This is a genomic window from Streptomyces sp. NPDC048643 (genome assembly GCF_040650615.1).
Lineage (GTDB): Bacteria > Actinomycetota > Actinomycetes > Streptomycetales > Streptomycetaceae > Streptomyces.
Genome location: NZ_JBEZHO010000087.1, coordinates 1 through 19,268, shown reverse-complemented (window position 1 = coordinate 19,268; position 19,268 = coordinate 1). Strand labels below are relative to the sequence as shown.

General features: G+C 67.3%; 22 protein-coding genes and 2 pseudogenes. 13 read left to right on the top strand and 11 right to left on the bottom strand.

All coding sequences use genetic code 11. The features are described 5' to 3' along the window. Positions 1-100: 100 nt before the first annotated feature. Positions 101-271, bottom strand: coding sequence for a hydrophobic protein (locus tag AB0C62_RS41210; RefSeq protein WP_067385923.1), 171 nt, complete (start codon positions 269-271; stop codon positions 101-103). A 181-nt stretch (positions 272-452) separates the two neighbouring features. Between AB0C62_RS41210 and AB0C62_RS41205 the strand changes: the two genes are divergently transcribed. Continuing rightward, entirely contained in the window at positions 453-629 is a 177-nt protein-coding gene (locus AB0C62_RS41205; protein ID WP_362982298.1) for a CsbD family protein, read from the top strand. A 69-nt stretch (positions 630-698) separates the two neighbouring features. Here the strand turns inward: AB0C62_RS41205 and AB0C62_RS41200 are convergent, their stop codons facing one another. From AB0C62_RS41200 to AB0C62_RS41190, 3 genes are all read right to left on the bottom strand, one after another. After that, entirely contained in the window at positions 699-1,133 is a 435-nt protein-coding gene (locus AB0C62_RS41200; RefSeq protein ID WP_362982296.1) for a DUF2267 domain-containing protein, read from the bottom strand. Between the two features lie 102 nt (positions 1,134-1,235). After that, positions 1,236-1,631, bottom strand: coding sequence for a DUF2267 domain-containing protein (locus AB0C62_RS41195; protein ID WP_362982294.1), 396 nt, complete (start codon positions 1,629-1,631; stop codon positions 1,236-1,238). A 104-nt stretch (positions 1,632-1,735) separates the two neighbouring features. Then, positions 1,736-2,170 carry an Hsp20/alpha crystallin family protein gene (locus tag AB0C62_RS41190; RefSeq protein ID WP_362982292.1) on the bottom strand — a complete coding sequence of 145 codons (435 nt, stop codon included), beginning with the start codon at positions 2,168-2,170 and terminating at the stop codon, positions 1,736-1,738. A gap of 126 nt (positions 2,171-2,296) precedes the next feature. Here AB0C62_RS41190 and AB0C62_RS41185 point away from each other — a divergent pair, with 126 nt between their 5' ends. After that, positions 2,297-2,947: a type III effector protein gene (locus AB0C62_RS41185; protein WP_362982290.1), complete on the top strand. Its 651-nt coding sequence runs from the start codon at positions 2,297-2,299 to the stop codon at positions 2,945-2,947. Positions 2,948-3,644: 697 nt separating this feature from the next. Here AB0C62_RS41185 and AB0C62_RS41180 read toward each other — a convergent pair. From AB0C62_RS41180 to AB0C62_RS41170, 3 genes are all read right to left on the bottom strand, one after another. Then, positions 3,645-4,046 carry a hypothetical protein gene (locus tag AB0C62_RS41180; RefSeq protein ID WP_362982288.1) on the bottom strand — a complete coding sequence of 134 codons (402 nt, stop codon included), beginning with the start codon at positions 4,044-4,046 and terminating at the stop codon, positions 3,645-3,647. A gap of 806 nt (positions 4,047-4,852) precedes the next feature. After that, positions 4,853-5,275, bottom strand: coding sequence for a hypothetical protein (locus tag AB0C62_RS41175; RefSeq protein ID WP_362982286.1), 423 nt, complete (start codon positions 5,273-5,275; stop codon positions 4,853-4,855). Between the two features lie 311 nt (positions 5,276-5,586). Continuing rightward, positions 5,587-5,766: a hypothetical protein gene (locus AB0C62_RS41170; RefSeq protein WP_362982284.1), complete on the bottom strand. Its 180-nt coding sequence runs from the start codon at positions 5,764-5,766 to the stop codon at positions 5,587-5,589. A gap of 569 nt (positions 5,767-6,335) precedes the next feature. Between AB0C62_RS41170 and AB0C62_RS41165 the strand changes: the two genes are divergently transcribed. Both AB0C62_RS41165 and AB0C62_RS41160 read left to right on the top strand, forming a co-directional pair. Continuing rightward, the gene (locus tag AB0C62_RS41165) at positions 6,336-6,767 is read left to right on the top strand and encodes a hypothetical protein (RefSeq protein WP_362982282.1); all 432 of its coding nucleotides are present in this window, start codon (positions 6,336-6,338) and stop codon (positions 6,765-6,767) included. A 45-nt stretch (positions 6,768-6,812) separates the two neighbouring features. Beyond that, positions 6,813-7,579, top strand: a pseudogene (locus AB0C62_RS41160) (transposase). A 64-nt stretch (positions 7,580-7,643) separates the two neighbouring features. Here the strand turns inward: AB0C62_RS41160 and AB0C62_RS41155 are convergent. Continuing rightward, a complete protein-coding gene (locus AB0C62_RS41155) occupies positions 7,644-8,336 on the bottom strand; it encodes a GntR family transcriptional regulator (protein ID WP_362982280.1) in 693 nt (230 codons plus the stop codon). A 97-nt stretch (positions 8,337-8,433) separates the two neighbouring features. Here AB0C62_RS41155 and AB0C62_RS41150 point away from each other — a divergent pair, with 97 nt between their 5' ends. Together AB0C62_RS41150 and AB0C62_RS41145 are read left to right on the top strand one after the other, a co-directional pair. Further along, positions 8,434-8,967, top strand: coding sequence for a YbhB/YbcL family Raf kinase inhibitor-like protein (locus tag AB0C62_RS41150; protein ID WP_362982278.1), 534 nt, complete (start codon positions 8,434-8,436; stop codon positions 8,965-8,967). A 33-nt stretch (positions 8,968-9,000) separates the two neighbouring features. After that, positions 9,001-9,879, top strand: a complete 879-nt coding sequence (locus AB0C62_RS41145) for a hypothetical protein (protein ID WP_362982300.1) — start codon at positions 9,001-9,003, stop codon at positions 9,877-9,879. A gap of 1,107 nt (positions 9,880-10,986) precedes the next feature. Here the strand turns inward: AB0C62_RS41145 and AB0C62_RS41140 are convergent. Then, on the bottom strand, positions 10,987-11,388 hold the full coding sequence (locus AB0C62_RS41140; RefSeq protein ID WP_362982276.1) for a PhzF family phenazine biosynthesis protein: 402 nt from the start codon (positions 11,386-11,388) through the stop codon (positions 10,987-10,989). A 134-nt stretch (positions 11,389-11,522) separates the two neighbouring features. On the opposite strand from AB0C62_RS41140, the gene AB0C62_RS41135 reads away from it, so the two are divergent. The 3 genes from AB0C62_RS41135 to AB0C62_RS41125 all read left to right on the top strand — a co-directional run bounded on the left by AB0C62_RS41135 (position 11,523) and on the right by AB0C62_RS41125 (position 15,465). Beyond that, entirely contained in the window at positions 11,523-11,675 is a 153-nt protein-coding gene (locus AB0C62_RS41135; protein ID WP_362982274.1) for a hypothetical protein, read from the top strand. Positions 11,676-11,882: 207 nt separating this feature from the next. Next, positions 11,883-13,361: a UDP-N-acetylmuramoyl-L-alanyl-D-glutamate--2,6-diaminopimelate ligase gene (locus tag AB0C62_RS41130; protein WP_362982272.1), complete on the top strand. Its 1,479-nt coding sequence runs from the start codon at positions 11,883-11,885 to the stop codon at positions 13,359-13,361. Between the two features lie 1,627 nt (positions 13,362-14,988). Further along, the gene (locus AB0C62_RS41125) at positions 14,989-15,465 is read left to right on the top strand and encodes a lamin tail domain-containing protein (protein ID WP_362982270.1); all 477 of its coding nucleotides are present in this window, start codon (positions 14,989-14,991) and stop codon (positions 15,463-15,465) included. Between the two features lie 418 nt (positions 15,466-15,883). On the opposite strand, the gene AB0C62_RS41120 is transcribed toward AB0C62_RS41125, so the two are convergent. Beyond that, entirely contained in the window at positions 15,884-16,984 is a 1,101-nt protein-coding gene (locus tag AB0C62_RS41120) for a hypothetical protein (protein ID WP_362982268.1), read from the bottom strand. Between the two features lie 57 nt (positions 16,985-17,041). Here AB0C62_RS41120 and AB0C62_RS41115 point away from each other — a divergent pair, with 57 nt between their 5' ends. The 4 genes and pseudogenes from AB0C62_RS41115 to AB0C62_RS41100 all read left to right on the top strand — a co-directional run bounded on the left by AB0C62_RS41115 (position 17,042) and on the right by AB0C62_RS41100 (position 18,257). After that, entirely contained in the window at positions 17,042-17,281 is a 240-nt protein-coding gene (locus tag AB0C62_RS41115) for a hypothetical protein (RefSeq protein WP_362982304.1), read from the top strand. Beyond that, positions 17,278-17,451 (top strand): annotated as a pseudogene (locus AB0C62_RS41110) (transposase); the annotation flags it as partial. The gene AB0C62_RS41115 and the pseudogene AB0C62_RS41110, both read left to right, overlap by 4 nt. 45 nt (positions 17,452-17,496) lie before the next feature. Further along, entirely contained in the window at positions 17,497-17,829 is a 333-nt protein-coding gene (locus AB0C62_RS41105) for a helix-turn-helix domain-containing protein (protein ID WP_362982302.1), read from the top strand. Between the two features lie 65 nt (positions 17,830-17,894). Next, positions 17,895-18,257, top strand: coding sequence for a transposase (locus tag AB0C62_RS41100; protein WP_362982267.1), 363 nt, complete (start codon positions 17,895-17,897; stop codon positions 18,255-18,257). An 8-nt stretch (positions 18,258-18,265) separates the two neighbouring features. Here the strand turns inward: AB0C62_RS41100 and AB0C62_RS41095 are convergent, their stop codons facing one another. After that, the gene (locus AB0C62_RS41095) at positions 18,266-19,000 is read right to left on the bottom strand and encodes a hypothetical protein (RefSeq protein WP_362982265.1); all 735 of its coding nucleotides are present in this window, start codon (positions 18,998-19,000) and stop codon (positions 18,266-18,268) included. Positions 19,001-19,268: the final 268 nt, after the last annotated feature.

The following is a 19,268-nucleotide window of genomic DNA, read 5'->3' as shown; positions in this document are numbered from 1 at the left end:
AGGCCGCCTACGAGGCCGAGGGCCGCAAGCCCATCGTCCGCTTCCGGATGCCCGACGCTGGCGTCGGGCCCCACCCATGTCGCGCTGTCGTTGCGGCTGTCTACCAGCGGTACCAGCGGCCACGCTTGCCGCCGCTGGCTGTCGGGCGGATCACGAAGCCGAGGACCCACACGATCAGCACGATGACGGCGATCCACCACAGTGCCTTCAGTGCGAAACCGGCACCGAAGAGGATCAGGGCGAGCAGAAGAACAAGAAGAATAGGAACCATAGTTATCAACCTCCGGACCACCGTGTGCCCGCCGGTCTGATCTTCATTCCTGCTGGTCTCCTGTTGTTCTGGAGGGTCCGAGGCGGCGAAAGCGTGGCGGTCTCGGACTGGTTTGAGGAGGCAATGCGTGGTGACACGGATGGCGTACTTGAGTTTCCGAGTGAGACAGGGGTGAGTGGTTGTGGCTGCGGACGAGAAGGCTCAGGCCAAGGGCGAGCAGGTCGAGGGCAAGGTCAAGAAGGTCGTCGGCGGTGCCGTCGGCAACGAGTCCCTGAAGGCCGAGGGTCAGGCCACGGAGTCGCAGGGTGACCTGCGTGAGGCCAAGGAGAAGGCCAAGGACGCCGTCCGGCCCAAGTAGGCACCCAGCACCCTTGATCCCGGCAGCCTGTTGGCTGCCGGGATCTGTGCTGCTCGGGCGGGCCCGGGGTCAGGCTGCTTGGACGAGTTCGGCCCGACCGAACAGAAGGGCGTATCCGGACGGGAGCCGGAGGAGGATACGGTCCAGGAGACCGGGGCCGGCGAAGTGGCCGATGACGGCGAGGACGGCTCCGGCGTCCCAGCGGGCCACCGCAGGAGTGACACCTGTGCGGGAGGCGAGGTCTTTGACGAAGCCCCAGCCGGTGAGCGGTTGAGATTCGGGCATCTGGCTGGTCAAGGCAGTGGCGGCCTCGTCGGGGAGGCAAGCGGCGAGGCCGGCGCGTTCGTCTCCGGCGAGGTGTCGGCCCGGGGCCTCCAGCACGGCGCGCGTGATGACCTCGGCCCGTTCACGGGTGGGATACGCGCCGTCGTAGCGGACTCTTTCCAGCATCTGGTGAAACGTCATGCCGGTCCGGGCAGAGTCCGGTTGACGCAGCTGAAGCATCGGAAGTGTGCCTTTCTCGTGCGAGGGCGGTTCTCGCCGGTAGGAAGAGCCGGCCGCGGTGAGTGCTGGGCCGGTGCGCTGTGACTCGAGCGTGCTGCGGGTTCAGGCGCGCTCGGGATGGCCGAAGAGGAGGTCGTAGCCCGGGGGGAGCTGGAGCAGGATACGGGCGGTGAGTTCCTCTCCCGCCGCGTCCGCGGCCACGCTCAGTACGGCGCTGACGTCCCAGGCTGCGGTCTGTTCGCTTGCTCCCTCGATCCAGGCAGCGGTCGCCCGGACGAATCGCTCTGGCGGCAGCGGTTCGGCGGACTGGAGCGGGTTGAGCAGGATCAAGGCGAACGTCTCCGGGAGCCGAGCGGCCAATTCGGTCCGGACCTCACCCACCAGATGCGCGCCCAGCAGCGCCAGCACAGTTCGCGCGGCCTGTTCGGCTTCCTGAGGCGTTGCGTACTGACCGCGTTCCTGCACGTGGTCGAGGAATGCTTCCCATCGCATGGCCACCACTGTCCCTTTGCGTGGTTGCAGGGAGGACATAGGGCGGAGGACGGGCTTCGAGGAGGCGGCTGCCCGTCCTCCGCCTTCGGTTTTGGCAGGGAGCCGGCTGATCAGCCGCTGATCTGCGTGCGCTCGGACGTGCCGCCGATCGCGATCTTGCGGGGCTTGGCGCGCTCGGCGATCGGGATCCGCAGGGTCAGCACCCCCGCGTCGTAGCCGGCCGTGATGCGCTCGGTGTCGAGGGTGTCGGCGAGGACCAGCTGGCGGGAGAACACGCCCAGCGGCCGCTCGGAGAGTTCCATCTGGACGTCGTCGGCCTTGGCCACGGGGCGGCGCTCGGCCTTGACGGTGAGCATGTTCCGCTCGACGTCGATGTCGATCGCGTCCTTCGCGACACCGGGCAGGTCGAGGGCGATCACGTACTCCTCGCCCTCACGATAGGCGTCCATCGGCATGGTCGAGGGCCTCGTCCAGGTGCCGGTTTCACCCGTGAGCTGCTGGGCGAGACGGTCGAGTTCGCGGAACGGGTCAGTGCGCATCAACATCGCGAAAACACCTCCACAGGTCTGGCAGGAACTGCCAATGCGCTTGGTCTGACACTGTTCTAACATGTCATCCAAACGATGACAAGTGATGGTGTCATCGAAAGGGTGACACCAGAGAGGATCTTCATGACTGCCGCCCCTGAGCCGCATGACCCCACTTCGTTCCTCGCCGCTGCAGCAGCACTGGACACGATCAGCGAGGCCGTTCGCACCGCCCGAGACGGGCAGACCGAAACGCACCCCCAGGCCGGACCTGCCAGCGCCGACCAGGCACTGGCCGCACTCCTGCTGCTGCGTGAGCTGCGCGAGGAACTCGCGGGATGGGAACCGGGACTCATCGAGGCCGCCCGGGCGGTCGGCTCAAGTTGGGCGGACCTCGCCCATCCCCTGGGTGTCGCCAGCCGCCAAGCCGCCGAACGGCGTTACCTGCGTGTACGCCCCGGAACGCCGGGCACCACCGGCGAACAGCGCGTGCAAGCCACCCGCAACAGCCGGGCCGCCGACCGCACCATCGCCACCTGGGCCCGGGACAACGCCGCCGAACTGCGCCAGCTCGCCGGCCAGATCACCGCGCTGACCGGCCTTCCTGCCAGGTCCCGCACGTACCTGGCCCGACTTGCCGAGGCCCTCGCCGACAACGACGCGGCCAACCTCATTCCTCCTCTCGCGGATGCGCACAGCGACCTCAAGGACCACCACCCCGGCCTTGCAGTCCGCGTCGCCGCCATCACTGACCACGCCGGCCAGATCCGCCAAGGCGGCGAGAACCGCAACTGAACAGGAGCCCACCCTGGCGAGCGGTGACGGGCCAAGGGCGAAGCCCGGCGCCGGACGGGCAATGCGCCGGGTGCCCCACAGGTACACACGAGGGGCTTGGCTTTCAAGGCGACGGGAGACCCCACGGCGCACGGGTGAGAACGCTCGCCACGGGTGGCAACGCATCGGCGAGTCATTCCAACCCTGATCGACCGGCGGCCGATCATGCGAGCGTCACGTCACCTCCCGCCCTGGCGGAGGCGACGCCCTGTCGCTGCGGTCAGCTCCGGCAGGACCAGGCGGTAGTTTCGCCGAGCTCTGTCGAAACTACCGTCCGCACACAGGCCCCCTACGGTCTGCCGATCGCTGAAGCCTCCGCACACGTCGCCTCCAGAAGCGTCGTATAGGCGGGGATGACACCGCCGTACGAGCTCACGCTCTCCAGTGACACCCCTGCCTCTCAACGCCCTCGATCGTCGCCAGCAGCTGATGCTCCGCCATCCCGTTCGGCGATTCGGGATGGCGGTTCACTGGCACGTGCACCGAGAACACCCGCGCTTCGCTCCTTCGCGCCTCGGCGTGGTCGCGTCCAGCCAGCCATCCGCGGGCGCCGCGACCGGAGCCAGGTCTTGGTTCATCCGGCATCGCGGGGATCCTTCCACCCCACCTGGGGGAGCGTGCGTGCTGTCCTGTTCGATAGCCGCGGTCAGGGGCGGGGTCACTCATGGTTGAGTCGTTGAAAAATATCGGCAAACGTGTCCGTCTCGATGAGGCCGGCGATCACCTGGGTGATGTTGTCGATGCCGGAGTCGCGGACGATCAGGCCGTCTGGGACCCAGAAGTAGGCGCCGCCGAGAGCCTCGCCGCTACCTGCCCAGCTCGCCATGAGGCGTTCGATCTCGGCGACCGTGAAGACCGTCGCGCTCCACTGGGAACCGTCGGGGAGGTGTACGAGGACATCGGCGTTGCACATCGCGTCCAGGTCCTTGACTCCGTTGGGTAGGAAGGATGCCTCGAAGGTGTCCGTGTGGACCTGGTACCAGGACTTGTCCCAGCCTCCTTGAGGACGCGGGTCATGAGCCTGCGGCAAGGCGGTCTGGCGGGCAAGGTGTCCCATCATGTGCTCCCAGCGTTCCTCGATCGCGAACCGCGCGGCCGGTCAGGCAGGAAAGGCATTCTGCAGCCCACGCCGTTCATTGGGCAGAGCCGGGGACTGGGGACCTGCTCCGCGAGCCTAGGCCGCGCAGGCCGTGGAGGAAGTGTGCCGCCCCCTTGTGCTCAGGGCCTCGCCAGAATCGAGAACTTCACGGACGCTCCGTGATCAATATCGATCAGTCCGGACGTCACCCGGACACTCTGCTGCGCGCCGACGCCATGCTGGGACAGAGCGATGGGGATGCTGGGCCCCAGGCCGATGCGTCGCCGCTGCGAGTTCAAGCGTTTTCGCCGACCGCCTCCGAAGTCCGCCTTACCGCGGCGGCGGTGAGGCGGGCCGAACTGAGCGGCCGGCGACTACCGGCCCGCAAACTCCGGTACCGGGTCAGCGATTCGGGACCGGATCCGTGGGGCCCGGTGGTCCACCCGCCGGGCCCCACGCACGCCACCGGTCACGGAAAGTTCAGGCCCACCGCATCCGTCGGAATGTTCCGCCCCGTCGAACAGCACGCCCCTCCCTGGACGACGACTCCGACGACGATGGATTGAACCGGGAGGCGCGAGGCCTCAGCCAGACACGGCAGCTCAAACGCAAGGACTGCTTCGGTAGGCCGCCCCGAGCGCCTCGCCGACGGCTCCAGGTGTGGCCAGCGCCTCGCCTGTTCTGGCGGCGGGGCCCTGATCACACAGCCCTCCCACGCGACTGGCTTGGTTAGCCGGGCGGCACGGAGCGCAAGGACGGCACCGCGGTGCACGTGGTCCAGCCGACGATCAGCAGCCCTGTGGGGAAAGCTGGATGTAGTAGACCGGCGTCCAGTTGGGGTGAGAGACGGCCCCGAGCACACCACTCTCGTAGCAGCCGATGACGCCACCGGATGCGTTGAGCAGTCGGAGTGTTGCTCCGCCGGTCTGCCGCTGGTTGAGCCACCCGGGGCCGATCCAGTCTTGAAGCTTGTACACGCCGTAGTTGTAGTACCACATGTCGAGCCACCCGTTGCCGGCCTTGATCCTCATGCATGCGTAGCCCGCCGCGCATTCTGGCGTACCGTCAACCGTTTGCCACTCGCTGAAATTGGGGTCCGGGTCACTCTGGGGGCCGCCCTTCTTCAGCGCGAAATCCGCGCGAGATGCGGGGACGGCCATGGCGGAGGCCATCTGTTCGGCCGAGAGTTGCACTCCGTGCAACTGGGTCACCGAGTCCTGCGGCGCGGCGGAAGCCGTAGCGCCCGCCGCTACAACCCCAGCGAGGAGAAGTGAAACTAATCCACAAATCAGGCGAAATGATCGAAGTCTGCGCATGAGTAACCTCCGGCTGTCCGTCATCGCTGCCTTTGGCTCAACGTAAGTGCCTCCCAGGGGGAGCCCCCGTCCTTTCGACGACGTTCGAAGCGTCAGCAGTCGGGGGAAGCGGCCTGTGGTCCGCGCGGGCGGAGCGGCCGGACTCGTCCAGGCGGCCGCCTCTGCTGGCCGACTGCCACGAATACCCTGCAGGTGCATGACAGTGCTCACAGGTCCGCGGCGTCCAGCAGGCGATGCAAGGCCCTCTTAGTGGGGTGCTGGCTGCGTAGCGCGTGGTAGCGCTTGGTAAAGGCTTCGCTCGTGCCCTGGCGGTCCGCGAGCACGGACAAGTCTGCCAGTAGCTGCACCGCTGCGGGGTAGTTGCGGCCATGCTGGTGCGCGATCATCTCGTTGATGCGGTTCCCCGCGGCCTTGGGATCGCGCTGGATTGAGACCAGCCGTCGCTGCTGTGCAGCATGCGCTGCCTGACGTTCTGCGTGCTCCCGTTCGGCTCCTTCCCGTGCCTCGCGAGTGAGACGCTCGGTGGTAGCAACGCACCTGGCGGCTCGGAGTTGGTTAACGGTGCGGCCAGGCTCGAGGGGGGCAGCTCCCGGGTGGGGCAGGAGGAACCGTCGGCGCAGGCCAGCGGCACCGCGGGGATCGTGGATGAGGCGTGCCGGCGTAGCCTCCCTGTCAGTCTCATGCGGTGTGTTCACCGGTGATTCGTGCGTGGCATTGACGGTGTCGGAGTTGGCCTGCGGGGAGGATGAGGATGCTGCGGCGATTAGGTCGATGTCGATGCGTAGGAAGGCGGCCAGGTCGGCGAGAGAGTCCGGAAGAGTGTTGAGGCCGGCGGGAAGCGCGGGCTCGACATCGTCGTCATCCAGTTCGTTGTTGTTCAGGCAGAGCAGCCAGGCTAAGGGCTGTCCCGTTTAAGCGTGTGAGCTGGGTCGTTGGCTAGCGGTACGGTCGTTGGGTGGAGTCCGAGAAGTTAGATGAGTGCCCGTTGCATGGGTCTGGCGCACATCCTGAGGTTCTGGTCGGGCGGCGGCTGCAGAAGGTCCTCGCCGCGTGGCATCGGAGCGGAGATGAGGAAGCGGAAGATCCGCTGGATGTGTGGTTGATCGACAGCCAAGGCAGTTCCACGCACGTCACGACCGGCTCGGACTGGTGCCTGATCGTGGAGTCCTCGAGCCCGCACGAGGGCTACAACATGGGCGGCTGGGGGCACGTCGAGGTCGCTCCGGTTGGTGATCGGACGCCGTTCGCCGTCTACCTCGGAGAGGACGTCCTGGCGGTGAGGGAAGAGTTCGAGCCGAAGACCGGCCGCATCGCACTTGAGATCACCTTCGCGTCTGGCCGGGTTCGTTGCAGGAGCTGGGCTGGGGATCTTCGTCTTTCCGAGTAATGCTTCGCGCGCAGTTCCACGTGGTCACGATGTGATGATCTTGGCGTGGCAGGTGTGATCACGGCGTCCGAGCCGTCCTGGAATTCCCGTTCACCGGGCTGAGCCCGCGTTGTTTCGGACGGTTGGTAACCGCGCTGCGGCGCGAGGGTGCGGAAGCGGTACGGCGGGGACGGCCGTGGGGCCTGACACTGGAGAACCGGGTGCTGCTCGTGGCGGCATACTGGCGAACGAACTTGACGATGCGCCAACTCGCTCAGTTGTTCGGCGTCTCGAAGTCCGCAGCCGACCGGATCATCGGTCATCTTGGCCCGCTGCTCGCGCTTCAGCCCAGACAGCGTTTCGCTAAGGACGCCGTCCTCATCGTGGACGGCACTCTGGTGCCCGCACGCGACCACCAGGTCGCAGAGCAGTCCAAGAATTACCGGTACTCCACCAACCACCAAGTGGTCATCGACGCCGACACCCGTCGCGTCGTCGTGGTCGGCCGACCGCTGCCAGGCAACCGCAACGACTGCAGAGCCTGGGAGCAATCGGCGGCGAAGGCCGCTGTCGGCAAGACCATGACGATCGCCGACGGCGGCTATCCAGGCACCGGACTCGTGATGCCGCACCGCCGCCGGGCCAGCGAGGAGCTGCCCGACTGGAAACGGCAACACAACCGCTCCCACAAGCAAGTTCGGGCCCGCGTAGAGCACACCTTCGCCCGCATGAAGACCTGGAAGATCCTGCGTGTCTGCCGACTCAAAGGCGACGGCGTCCATCACGCAATGCTCGGCATCGCGCGCCTACACAACCTCGCCCTCGCCGGATAAGTGCAGCAATAGCATCGCAACCGGCCTTGCCGCGACCGGCTCCAAGATCGTTACGGGACAACCCTTAGGGGGCCTGGTCTGAATCGTCGGTCAGAGCAGCCGCGGTCAAAGTGAGGTGCTGCACCAGGACCGCGGCTGCGGTATCGGCGTCGCGGGCCAGCACCGCCTCCTCCAGCCTGCGGTGTTCCCTGGCGCCGTCCCGGTCGGGGTTGCGGTGCGCCGACCAGCGTCGGGCCAGTTCACTCTGGGTCCACAACCGGTCGAAGGTCTCCAGCAGTGCGCGGTTGCCACACCCTTCCAGCAACGTGCGGTGGAAGGCCCTATGAGCCTCGGCCCAAGCGCTGGTGTAGTAGTCGCCCTCCTCCGGCGCGTACGCCGGAGTGCGCACCAGGCGATGGTGGGCGGCCCGTACGCGGGCTTCCCAGTCGACGTCGCCGCGCTCGATGGACATGCGCAGTACGACCGGTTCGACGGTCCGGCGGGCTTCTGCGATCTCCTGCCAGCGGCGGTCGGAGAAGGACGGGACGGCGAAACCACGGTTGGGCAGCCGGTCGGCGAGCCCCTCGCCGACCACTCGCACGAGCGCCTCGCGCACCACAGCCAGGCTCACGCCCTGTTCCCTGGCAAGATCTTGCGGCTTGAGGGGGGCGCCGGGGGAGTGGTCCCCGCGCATGATCGCGTCCCGCAGGTGTGCGTAGACCTGCTCGGAAAGCATCTGCTTCCCCGGCGGGGTCGAGGAGTGCGCCGTCTGAGTCATGCTCCCATCCTAGACGATCCCCCGGATAATCGATTATTCATGTTACTGTCGATTCAGCAGTCGATGAAGTCGTTCTCGTCCGGAAAGGACAACCGCTGTGCCTGACAACGACCCCTTTGCCTGCCTCCCTCAGGCGGCTTCGTTCACCGTCACCAGCACTACCGTCACCGACGGCGCCGCGTGGCCGCCCGAGCAGTGCTCCTCCGGACTGCCGGGCGGGAAGGACATATCGCCGCAGCTGTCCTGGAGTGGTGCCCCGGACGGCACCAGGAGCTATGCCGTCACCGTCTACGACCCCGACGCCCCCACGGGGTCCGGGTTCTGGCACTGGGCGGTCGCCGACATCCCCGCCACCGTCACCGAGCTCTCCGAGGGCGCCGGCGATGACACCGGCTCGCAACTGCCAAAGGGTGCCTACCAGTTGCCCAACGATGCGCGCGTGCCCCACTACATCGGCGCCGCCCCGCCAGCCGGACACGGCCAGCACCGCTACTTCATCGTGGTGCACGCCCTCGACATCCCCGCCACAGGCGTTCCGGCCGACGCCACACCGGCCGTCCTCGGCTTCACCATGGCCGGTCACACCCTCGGACGCGCCGTGTTGATCGCCACTGCCGAAACGTCCGCCTGACAGCGCCGTCCAACTCCCGGAGACCCCACCGTGATACACCTCGACGCCCTTCCCGACGGAGCCCGCACCGGCGACGGTCCGATAGACCTCAACGCCGTCCGTGACGTCAGTGGCGCCGTCAGCGCCGCCCACCTGTTCATCTACCTTGTCCCCGAGAGTGCCGAGGAGGCGGCCGGGCTCGGCGTGACGGACCGCGGGCCGGCATATCTGGCCTTCCGGTCGGCCGCGATGGGCGCGGTCCCCTGGCGCGTCACGCTCGCGGCCTTCTACAACTTCAGCCCGAGGGCAGTGAGGGCCATGGCAGGCGTATGGGACGCCGCGTCGCCCGAGCGGTGGCAGGCCGCCCGCTTCCTGGCCGCCGGACGGGCGATGCGGCGTGTCAACGTACATCTCGCGGACGACCACCTCGCCGAGGGACGCTCGCTGATCGACCCGGTCATCGCCGGTGCGGACTACGCCGGCAAGGTGCTCGCCGCCGCGAACGCCTCGGTCGCGCTTCCATCCGATCCTCTTGTCGCACTGTGGCAGCAGATCACGGTGGCGCGCGAGTGGCGCGGCGACGCCCATCTTGTCGTACTCGCCGACAACGGCCTCGGGCCATGTGATTGCCTTGTTCTGCACACCGCGACAGGCCGCCTCCCGGCACCTCTCGCGCGAGCGACCCGTCAGTGGGATGACGAGGAGTGGAGGGCGGCGACGACACGTCTCGTCGCGCGTGGCTGGCTCGACTCCCACGGCGTTGTCACAGACGCCGGCAGTGCGGCACGCGAGCGCATCGAAGCGGAGACGGACGAGCACTGCGCCGCGCTATGGGCGCCGATCGGCACCGCGGGTGCCCGCCGCTTCGCCTCGCTCATCACGCCGATCACCAACGCGTTTGCCGCGGCAGGGACGTTCCAGGCCGTCAGTTGATCGGATATGGCTGTCCGATGACTGACTATCGGTGTGATGTGGAACCGGATCGTGCTGTTGATGCCGGCGATGTGGTTCGCGGGCGACGAGGGGCGTCTACTCGCACACTCTCGATCTCAAGCACGACCAGGTGGTCTGGTCGCTGCACTTCGCTCGGCAGTAGAACCGGCTGGTCCTCGAGCGGAGTGTCGGTGATTCGGACGACGCCTACACTTGCAGGCTTTCGCAGACTGCTCGAGCCAGCCAACTGTGAGTCTCATGGCTGCCCGACTCGGGGAAGGCGGCGACTGGCCGCAACTCTTCAAGTTGCCTCCCACACGTGGGTCAGCTCCGCCGGATCGCCGCGGTCACCCGGTGAGGCGACCTGCTGTCGGGTCTCTTGCACCCGCAGTATCGCTTGTACGCGCGCTGCGTTTGATGCGATGTTGAAGGGACCGCAGCAGCCGGCTCCAATGGCGCCGGTGGGCAGGGGAGATGAGGCTGAGGCGGGACGGCCATGCCGTGCGAGGCACCTGAGCCGTGAAAGCACGCCTCCCCGCGGCGTAACGACCGGCGTGGTTGGGAGAGCGGGCGATGCACAGCACCAGCAGGTTGCGGCTCAGTCTCTAGCGGGTTCTGGCAATGCCCGGGAACGGCACTTGTGTGAGGCTGCGGGCACACGAAACACCTTCGGACTGCGGGGGTGGTTCCGCCGCGATCGCTCGGACGTCCCCGCGGAGCGGCTGAATTTCCAGCACTCAGTGCCTGGGGTCGTCGACGTGACAAGGATGAGTGGGATTGAGCATTCCGAGGGTGCGGGCCCCCAAGCATCGCGATTGGAAGCATGCTCAGATCCATGGCCAGCGCGCCTGGGTCAGCGAGTCGACGGGGACGGCGTCGAATTCGGACGGCTCAACCGGTCGTGGCTGCGACCGGATTGGTCTCAGGTGAGCGTCGGCGGGCGAGGACGAGCCAGAGCCGGTCGAGTCGATGACTGGTTTCCGGAAAGGCCGCGTCCCGGACTTGAACGAAGAGGAGCCGACAAGCAGGTGCGAGTCGCACCAGTACCACGTGATCGGCCATTAACCCTGAGCCCCTGCCACAACTGGCGCCAGACTGGCCGGGCTCTCACAGGACTTGTTTGACCTGCTGCGGACCGGCACTGTCGCCTTGAGCGCGCAGGCCTCCTCGCCTGACCGTGCGCACGATCGTTGCCTGGCCGCCGACTCGGATCCGGTGTCCAGTGCGGTCGCGGTGGGCGGTCGCTGTGATGGTGGACGGGCTGCCGAGGTGATCACCCATGTCGACAGTGAGGCGGTGTGTGCCGAATCCGGCAGCGTGCGCTGCCAGGCAGGGCGTGCTGTTGGCGATGTCCTCGGGGACGCCGATCGACGGTGCAAACATCCGGGCTGCTGCTCGTCCGTGTCGGTCCGGGGGCGAGTAGGCGTAGCAGCCCAGGAGGCCGTAGCTGTCACAGGCTGTGCGTAACAGGGTTAATTGCACGGTCTGGTGACTGCCGCAGTTGTTCATGCCGGGATCTTCCTACACCCGCCGAGCCGAAAGGGAACCGTCTACAACGATCACTCACCGTCAACGTGGGCCACTGAACCGACGGTGCCTCAGAGGCGGGTTTCAAGCCGCCTAAGTGAACGTACACTCGGCCTATGGGTCGCACACGTGCCGTGAGGGAGTGCCTGCAGCAGGCCACCGGTACGCTCTGTCCGGCCACTTCGGGTCCGGCGGCCGTCGGCTTGGCGACCGCAGCCGACGTCCAGGCGCCGCAGACCGGCCGCAGCGCGTTGCACGGCCACGGCTAGCGATCCTCACAGCCCCTGAACCCGGCTCGCTGCACTTCCAAGAACACCGTAGGACGTCCCCTGCAGGGCTGAGCCGTCGCATCCGGCTCTCATCGGGCATGTTCCCGCCTATTAATCCACGTCATCACCGCAGCTCCGGCGCTCTGCCAGTGCTGCCGCCTGGCGACGGCCGCGCGACCGGGCCGAGCCACCTTCGAAGGAATCATCGTGAAGCTGAGCGAGCTGCTGGCCGGACAGGACCACCACATTCTCCAGGGCGACCCGGAGACGACATGGATCACCGCGGGAACGACCTTCGACGCCGACCGGGTAACGCCGGGCTCGCTGTTCATCGCGGTGCCCGGGCACCGCGAAGGCGGTCCCGGCTCTGTCGGACCGGCCCTCGCACGCGGCGCGGCGGCGGTACTCGTCGACGGCGCGGCACCCCGTCTCCCGATGGTGGCGGCGGGTGTGTGCGCCGTGCGGGTGCCGGACACCCGGACGGCAGCCGCGGTCGTCGCCTCCCGCTATTTTGGCGAGCCGGGGCGGCAGATGGACATGGTGGCGATCACCGGTACCAACGGGAAGACATCGGTGTCGTACATGGTCGAGTCGGTGTTGCGGCTCTCCGAGGGCGCGACGGTGGGGGTCATCGGGACGGCCGGCAGTCGGATCGGCGACGAGCCGATCTTGATGCCGCGGTCGGTACTGACCACGCCTGAGTCGCCGGACTTGCAGTACCTGCTTGGCTGCATGCGCGACCGCGGGGCCGGCAGCGTGGTGCTGGAGGCCACGTCGATGGCCCTGCTGACGCACCGGGTGGACTGCGCGTTCATCGACGTCGGGGTCTTCACCAATCTGACGCAGGATCACCTGGACGATCATGGAACGATGAAGAACTACCGGGACGCCAAACTTCGCCTGTTCCAAGGCTTGTGCCGACGCGCGGTGGTCAACGCCGACGACCCGGTGGGCGCCCGGATCCAGGCGATGATGCCCGGCGCGGTCACCACCTACGGCCTCGACGCCGAGGAGGCGGACTACCGGGCCACCGACCTCGCCGTGGATGCTTCCGGCACGCGGTTCACCCTGCACCACGACGGCCGCAAGTATCCGGCGGCGATTCCCATACCGGGCCGGTACTCGGTGGCCAACGCGCTGGCCACCGTGGCGGCCTGCCACGCCCTGGGGCACGACCTGGGCGGTCTGGTCGCCGCGCTCGACCGGATGCCCCCGGTCCCGGGCAGGTTCGAACGCTTTCAGACCCCGCGCGGGACATCGGTGATCGTGGACTACGCCCACTCACCGGACTCCCTGGACAAGGTTCTGACCACCATCCGGGGCTTCGCTCCCGGCCGTGTCATCACCGTCTTCGGTTGTGGCGGGGACCGTGACACCACCAAGCGGGCCGAGATGGGCGAGATCGCCGGGACCCACTCCGACCTGTGTGTCCTCACCTCCGACAACCCCCGCAACGAAGACGCCGAGGCGATCCTGGACCAGATCACCCCAGGTCTCATGGCAACCGGCACACCGTTCGAACGGTGTGCGGACCGCCGTCACGCGATCGCCTTCGCCTTGTCCGCAGCAGGCCGGGACGACATCGTCCTGATCGCCGGAAAGGGCAGCGAGCCGCACCAGATCGTCGGTGAAGAACTCCTTCCCTTCAGCGACATGGCAACAGTGCGCGAACTCGCCCGGGCATAGCGGAGTCTGTCCCGCTTCATGACACAAAACTGTCTGGCGGCGGGCAACACTTGGCAAGACTTCCCATGCGTACTCGTTGCCATGGCTGGGTTGCGGGTCGCCCTGCCAGGTGGTGACGATGGCGCGAACTGGAGGCAAGTCCGCGGACAAGCCGACCGTCAAGGAGGCTGAGGAGCGGATCGAGAAGGCCCTTGCCCCGCCGACCAGACAGGCGCGCGTCACCTGGCGGAGACCACCACCAGCGGGCGTCTTTCCGGCTGCACGTCATCCTCGACGCGGCCTCGCGGGCGGCCGGCGCCCCGGTGGAGGTCCTCGAGACCATCAACGCCTTCTGCCGTCCGGCCTGGTCGTCAAGGAGGAGGCAGAAGGGGGCCGAGTAGCGGTAGGAAGGTCCCGGGCCGCCTGGTGGGTATCGCGCGTCGGGCAGCGGCCCTTCGCACTCGCGGCTGACAGAAGCCGGTGCCCCCGGAGCGGGGCGGTCATACGGGAGCCCTGAGGGTGTCCCTTCTCCGCGCTGCGTCTGCTGCTCGTTCTCGAATACCGTCAGGGCTTCGTTGACTACCCGTCGCCAGCTGCGCGCGACCCCTCCGTGTTCGCGTGCCAGTTCGGCGGCGAACCCGCACCGCAGGGCGCCTTCTCGGCGTAGTACCTCCAGCACTACTCCCACGGCGCGGTCGCGTTGCTCGCGGCCGGGGCCGCCTCCGCGTGTTCCCTGGCCGTCTCCCGGGCCTCGGCCTTTCCCCGGATGCGCGGTGCCGACGTCCCGCTGCCAGGCCGCCCAAAAAGCCTGCACGGCCTGCTGGTCGAAGTAGTTCCGGCGCTGCACGGTGCAGGCCACCTCGGGGTGGCGCAGGTGGTGCGGGTACCGGTCCCGGTCGGTGTACCAGTGCAGGACCGTGGATGCGGCCGCACCTGTGTGATGGATGATCCATGCCCGGCTCACGACCCATCGGTCCTCGTACACCCGTCGCATCCGCTCATCGCTCACCGCCACCGATGTTCCGCCTTCCCTTTCAGCACGCCTCGTCGAGGCGCAGCAGCCCAACAAGTCTGCCGGTCCACGGGGTCGCTGCGGGGGAGAGAGCAACGCACTGCCGAAACCAGCGCCGCTTGAGCTTGCGCCGACGCCAGGGAATGGGTTGGGGGCCCGCTCCCGTTGGTGCGCGCACGGGAAGGGGCCCTCAAGGACTGCGCGGCGGACCGGGGGAAGTTGCCTGCGTGCTGTCTTCGTCAACGACGCAACGGTCAGCCGGATACGCCGCCTCTCATCGACACTGGTGGCCGTCGGCTTCCGCCTCTTCACCGTGGCCCTGTTACTCACTTTCGGGTGACAGACGGGCGTTCTGTCGAGGCGCAGGGCCGACCGACCGGGTGCTGCGCCCAGTCCTCCCAAAGGTCGACTCCCTGTCGCTTGGTTCGCGCGACCCTTCATGACATAGATGGACATTGCAGGCGAGTGTCACGGTGGTGTGGGCATCAGGCAACGTGTCCCGAGCCGTATTCACATTGAGTCATCTGGGCGGGCAGGGTGTGAATGCGCGGCCGGCCGGCCGCCACCCGCACACCGCACAAACCAACCGCTCGCAGGGCCTGTTGGACCTGTGCCGCACGATGCAGGGGGAAACCTGTGACCGTATCCACGACCGCTCGCCGTCTGACCGCCGCTGCGCTGACCACCGCGGCGATCACGGCGGCGATCGCCGTGCCCGCCTCCGCCGCTGACCACCGCCCGCACCGCCAGTCGGTGGAGATCACCAGCGTCCAGTACGACTCGCCGGGCTGGGATAACCGCTCCAACCGCTCGCTGAACGCCGAGTGGGTGGAGATCACCAACTACTCCCGTCACAGCGTGAACCTGGACGGCTGGACCCTCGCGGACGAGGACGGCCGAACCTACACTTTCGACCACTACCGCCTCGCCGGCCGCGCCACCGTCCGCGTCCACACCGGCATCGGCCTCGACACCCGCCGCGACGTCTACCAGGACCGCCGCAACTACGTGTGGGACAACCGCTCCGACACCGCTACCCTGCGCAACGACCACGGCCGCCTCATCGACGAAGCATCCTGGGGCCGCAGCCACCACGGTCACCACCAGCACTGACCACACGTAAACGGAGTGCCTCCGCCACGGATCCCGGAGGCACCCGCCCGTCATGCACGCGGCGGGGCGGCCGGGCCATGCGCCGGGCCGCCCCGCCGTGGTGTCACCGGCGCCGTCAGGCACGCACGGACCAGGCTGCGCTTCCGGACTGTTCATAGTCGGCCTGTGGATTTCTGATAGGCCAGGCGAACTGGGCTGTGGCGTGCGACGTTGCGGTCTAGGCTCTGTTCACGTTGCTTGGATGCGCACGGGCGTTGTCGTCTCCGTGTGGTTATCCGAGGCCCATTCTGTAGTGGAGTTCGAAGGTGCCCGCGCGGTGGCTGAGCTGACCCTGAAGCGTGTCGGGCGTCGCCGAACACAGTGGAGCCCTTGTCCGCGTGAGCGCGGACAAGGGCTCCACTGTGCAGGGGTGCTGTTCCTACCTGATGCCGAAGGCGCGGATCAGGGTCTGGCTGACTCTGTTGCCGTGGACGTCCCGTGCAGACGTGCGCAGGCTGACGAATTTGGCCTTGGAGGGCGCGTCAAGCGATGCCTTCCATGTTGTATGTGACTGGCGCAGGCTTGACGTGTGCCAGGTGGCGCTGTCGTCGTAGGAAACGTCCAGACGCACGGTGTGAATGGCGCCCGCTCCTGTCGCACCCTCGAACTGTGACGGCGTGATGCCCAGCGGGGTTCGTCGGTCGGCCTTGCCGGAGAGGTCTGTGGCTACCGCGTAGTCCAGCTGAATCAGAGGCAGGGGGCTGCGGGCTTCGGAGTTCGTGGAGCTGGAGTTGAACGCCCATTCGGTGAGGGTGCGCGTGGAGTACGGCCGGTTGGCCTGGTCGCGATTTCCTTCGACCACGACCTTGTACGGCAGCGGCGCTGGTGACAGATCGTCTGCGTTGACGAACTGTTCGTCAGCGCTCTCACCAAGCAGTCGGCTTCCCTGATAGAGGGAAACCTTCGACGTGTTCCCGGTGGTCCAGACGACACCAACGTGGCCGCCGGAGTCGCCCCAGGCAGGTACGGACGATGTGCTGATCACGTCGCCGACTCTGAAGGGTGCCGGATGGACGTCATCGCTGAGGAGCCGAGGGTGCTGAATTGGGGAGAACCAGGTTTCGGAAGATATGTCGCGCTCTCTGTAGGCGCGTGGCGTACCCGCTTGACCGAGGTCGTGTGTACTGGCAGCTGAGACCCAGAGGATTCCGGCGCCAGGACTGACCCAGGAAGTGACCTTGCCCTGGGCAGAGACTGGAGTCGACACGCCGTTCATGGGCTGGTGCGTCTCGGGAGCCAGATCGTCGCGTCGTTGCAGTGCCTCCCCCTGGCTTGAGGCGTTGAATGATTCGTCGATCCTGGCGAGTTCGCTTGCCGCCGGCCGGTAGGTGAGAGTACGGGGAACTGCGCCGTTGTAGTGCCGGACCAAGTCGTAGAGATAGCGGGCGTGGGGGTGCGAGACGACCCTCAGCTGCTGGGCCCGGAACTTCGTGATCTGCCGCATCAGGCGGACGCTGTCGTCTGTGCCGAGCGAGGCCACCGGGAGAGGCAACGCCACCGCCGCTCTAGCCTCGGGCTGAAGGTGTGGCTGACGACGGTGGCCGTCGAGCTCGGCGGCCGGCCCGGCGAGCGGCTGTGCCGCAAGCTGAAGCTGGCGGCGGGCCGGACCCGCCTGGTGGGGCTGCTGGAGGAGCCGCCACAGCCGGAGTGGGCACCACGGGTCCTCGGGGTGGACGGGTTCGCCTTCCGCCGCGGGCGTCGGTACGGCGACGTCGAGGGAGGTCGGGTGGTCGACGTCCTGCCCGACCGCACCTCGGAGACTTCGCCGCCTGGCTGACCGCCCACCCCGGAGCGGAGATCATCTGCCGCGACCGAGCCAGCTCCTATACGAAAGCGATCAAGGAAGCCGCGCCGGACGCCCTGGAGATCGCGGACCGCTGGCACCTGCTCCAGAACCTCTCCGACGCGGTCGAGAAGACCTGCCATCAGCACCGACCGTGCCTGAAGAAGCACGCGGAACGGGGAGGCGACCGCCTCATCCGGATGCCGCTCGTGGACGCCTTGCCGCCCACGCGCATCGTGCACCGAGTTCTCCATCATCACGCCGAGGTCAAGCGCATGGTCGCGGTCGGCCACCCGCTCAGTGACATCGCACGCCGCCTCGGTCTCGACCGCAAGACGGTCCGCCGCTACCGCGACACCAGCCTCGACCACCTCCTCGACAGCGCCCGCGACCGCCGCCCCGAGAAGTTGCACGCCTTCAAGCCCTTCCTCCAGCAGCAGTACGCCGCAGGCATCACCAACGGCCGCACGCTGTTCCAGCAGATCCGCGAGCGCGGATTCCGCGGCGGCTACTCGACGCTCACGCCCTACCTGCGAACCTGAAAGCCGGCACGGCCCCGGCCGCACCAGCGGAGATCCCGAGCCCGCGCCGGATCACCTCCTGGATCATGCGCAACCGTGAGCGCCTCAGCACCCAGGAGGTCGAGCACCTCGACCAGGCCCGCCTCGCGTGCTCGGACATCGCTCGGGCCTGCGACCTCGCCCGGGCCTTCACGGACTTGGTCCGCAACCGCCGAGGCCAGCCGCTGCCTGCCTGGATTTGTCAGGCCGAACACTCCGATGTTGCACCGGTCGCCAAGTTCGCCACGTTCCTCCGCCAGGACTTCGATGCCGTCACCGCTGGCCTCGCCTACGAATGGAGCTCCGGCAAGGTCGAGGGGCATGTCAATCGGGTGAAAACGATCAAGAGGGCCATGTATGGACGGGCCGGTTTCCGACTACTGCGAACCCGAATCCTCGCCGGTTCATAGCCGGTTGGTCAGGGAGTCCAACCGGCAACCACCCGCTCCGCCACCGAGAGGTCCGTCCCGCAGTTTGGGCAGGCGGCCCGTCCGAACAGGTACGGAATGCCGTGGGCCAGGCTCCCCTGTCCGTCTGCCATCGCTCGCACGAACAGCCTCCGGGGCAGCCCGTCCAAGTCTTGGGTTCGCACCGGTTGGAGGGGCGACCTCTCCACCTCTCGCAACGCGTAGTCATCGCTGCAGCAGAAGTAGTCGTCTGGTCCGATCACGACGAAAATATTGACGCCGCAGTACGGGCAGACGACCTCGTACTCCCCGGTCGGCAGACCGTCCAGGCAGCGATCCCAGATCTCGACGCCCTCGAAGGAGAGCAGGGTCTGCAGCAGGTTCACGTACTCCTCGGCCTCGACCGCCCGGCTCAGGTGGCGATCGGTGAGACGGTGCAGAACCCCGAGCGGGGCCGAGTAGACCGTCAGAGGGCTGTCGGGCTCCGACAGCCCAGGCGAACAGGCAGCTATCGCTCCGGCTGCCAGCAGCACCCAGGTGAGATCCTCCGGGCTGCGGGCACTCGCGATCTCGGCCAGCCGTGGAAGAGCTGCATAGCTGGCCGGGAAGGCTATGTCCAACTGCGGACATAGATGGTCCATCAGCTCGGACCACACACCACTCGGATCGGCCTCGAACCGATCCAGAAGGCCAGGCACGTGTTCCGCGGAACCGCACGCGTCGGTGAGCGTCGACCAAACCGTCATGCAGTCATCCAACCAGGTGGCTCCGGACGGACTGGACCGGGTCGACCGACTCCAAGATCCTTCACGGAACTGCGGTCAGAACCAAATTCAGCGAGACCCATCAGCAGGGCCAGGCATGATCCAGATCCACCACCAGTCAGGTTTGTAGTCGGGTATCTCCCGGCGGGGGATATACGGCATCTGATGCCCTGTGAGTTACGGGGCCGTCTCGTAGGTGACGGACTCCTGTCCACACCCCGCCGCGAGCTCAGCGAGTGCCGCCCGTTCG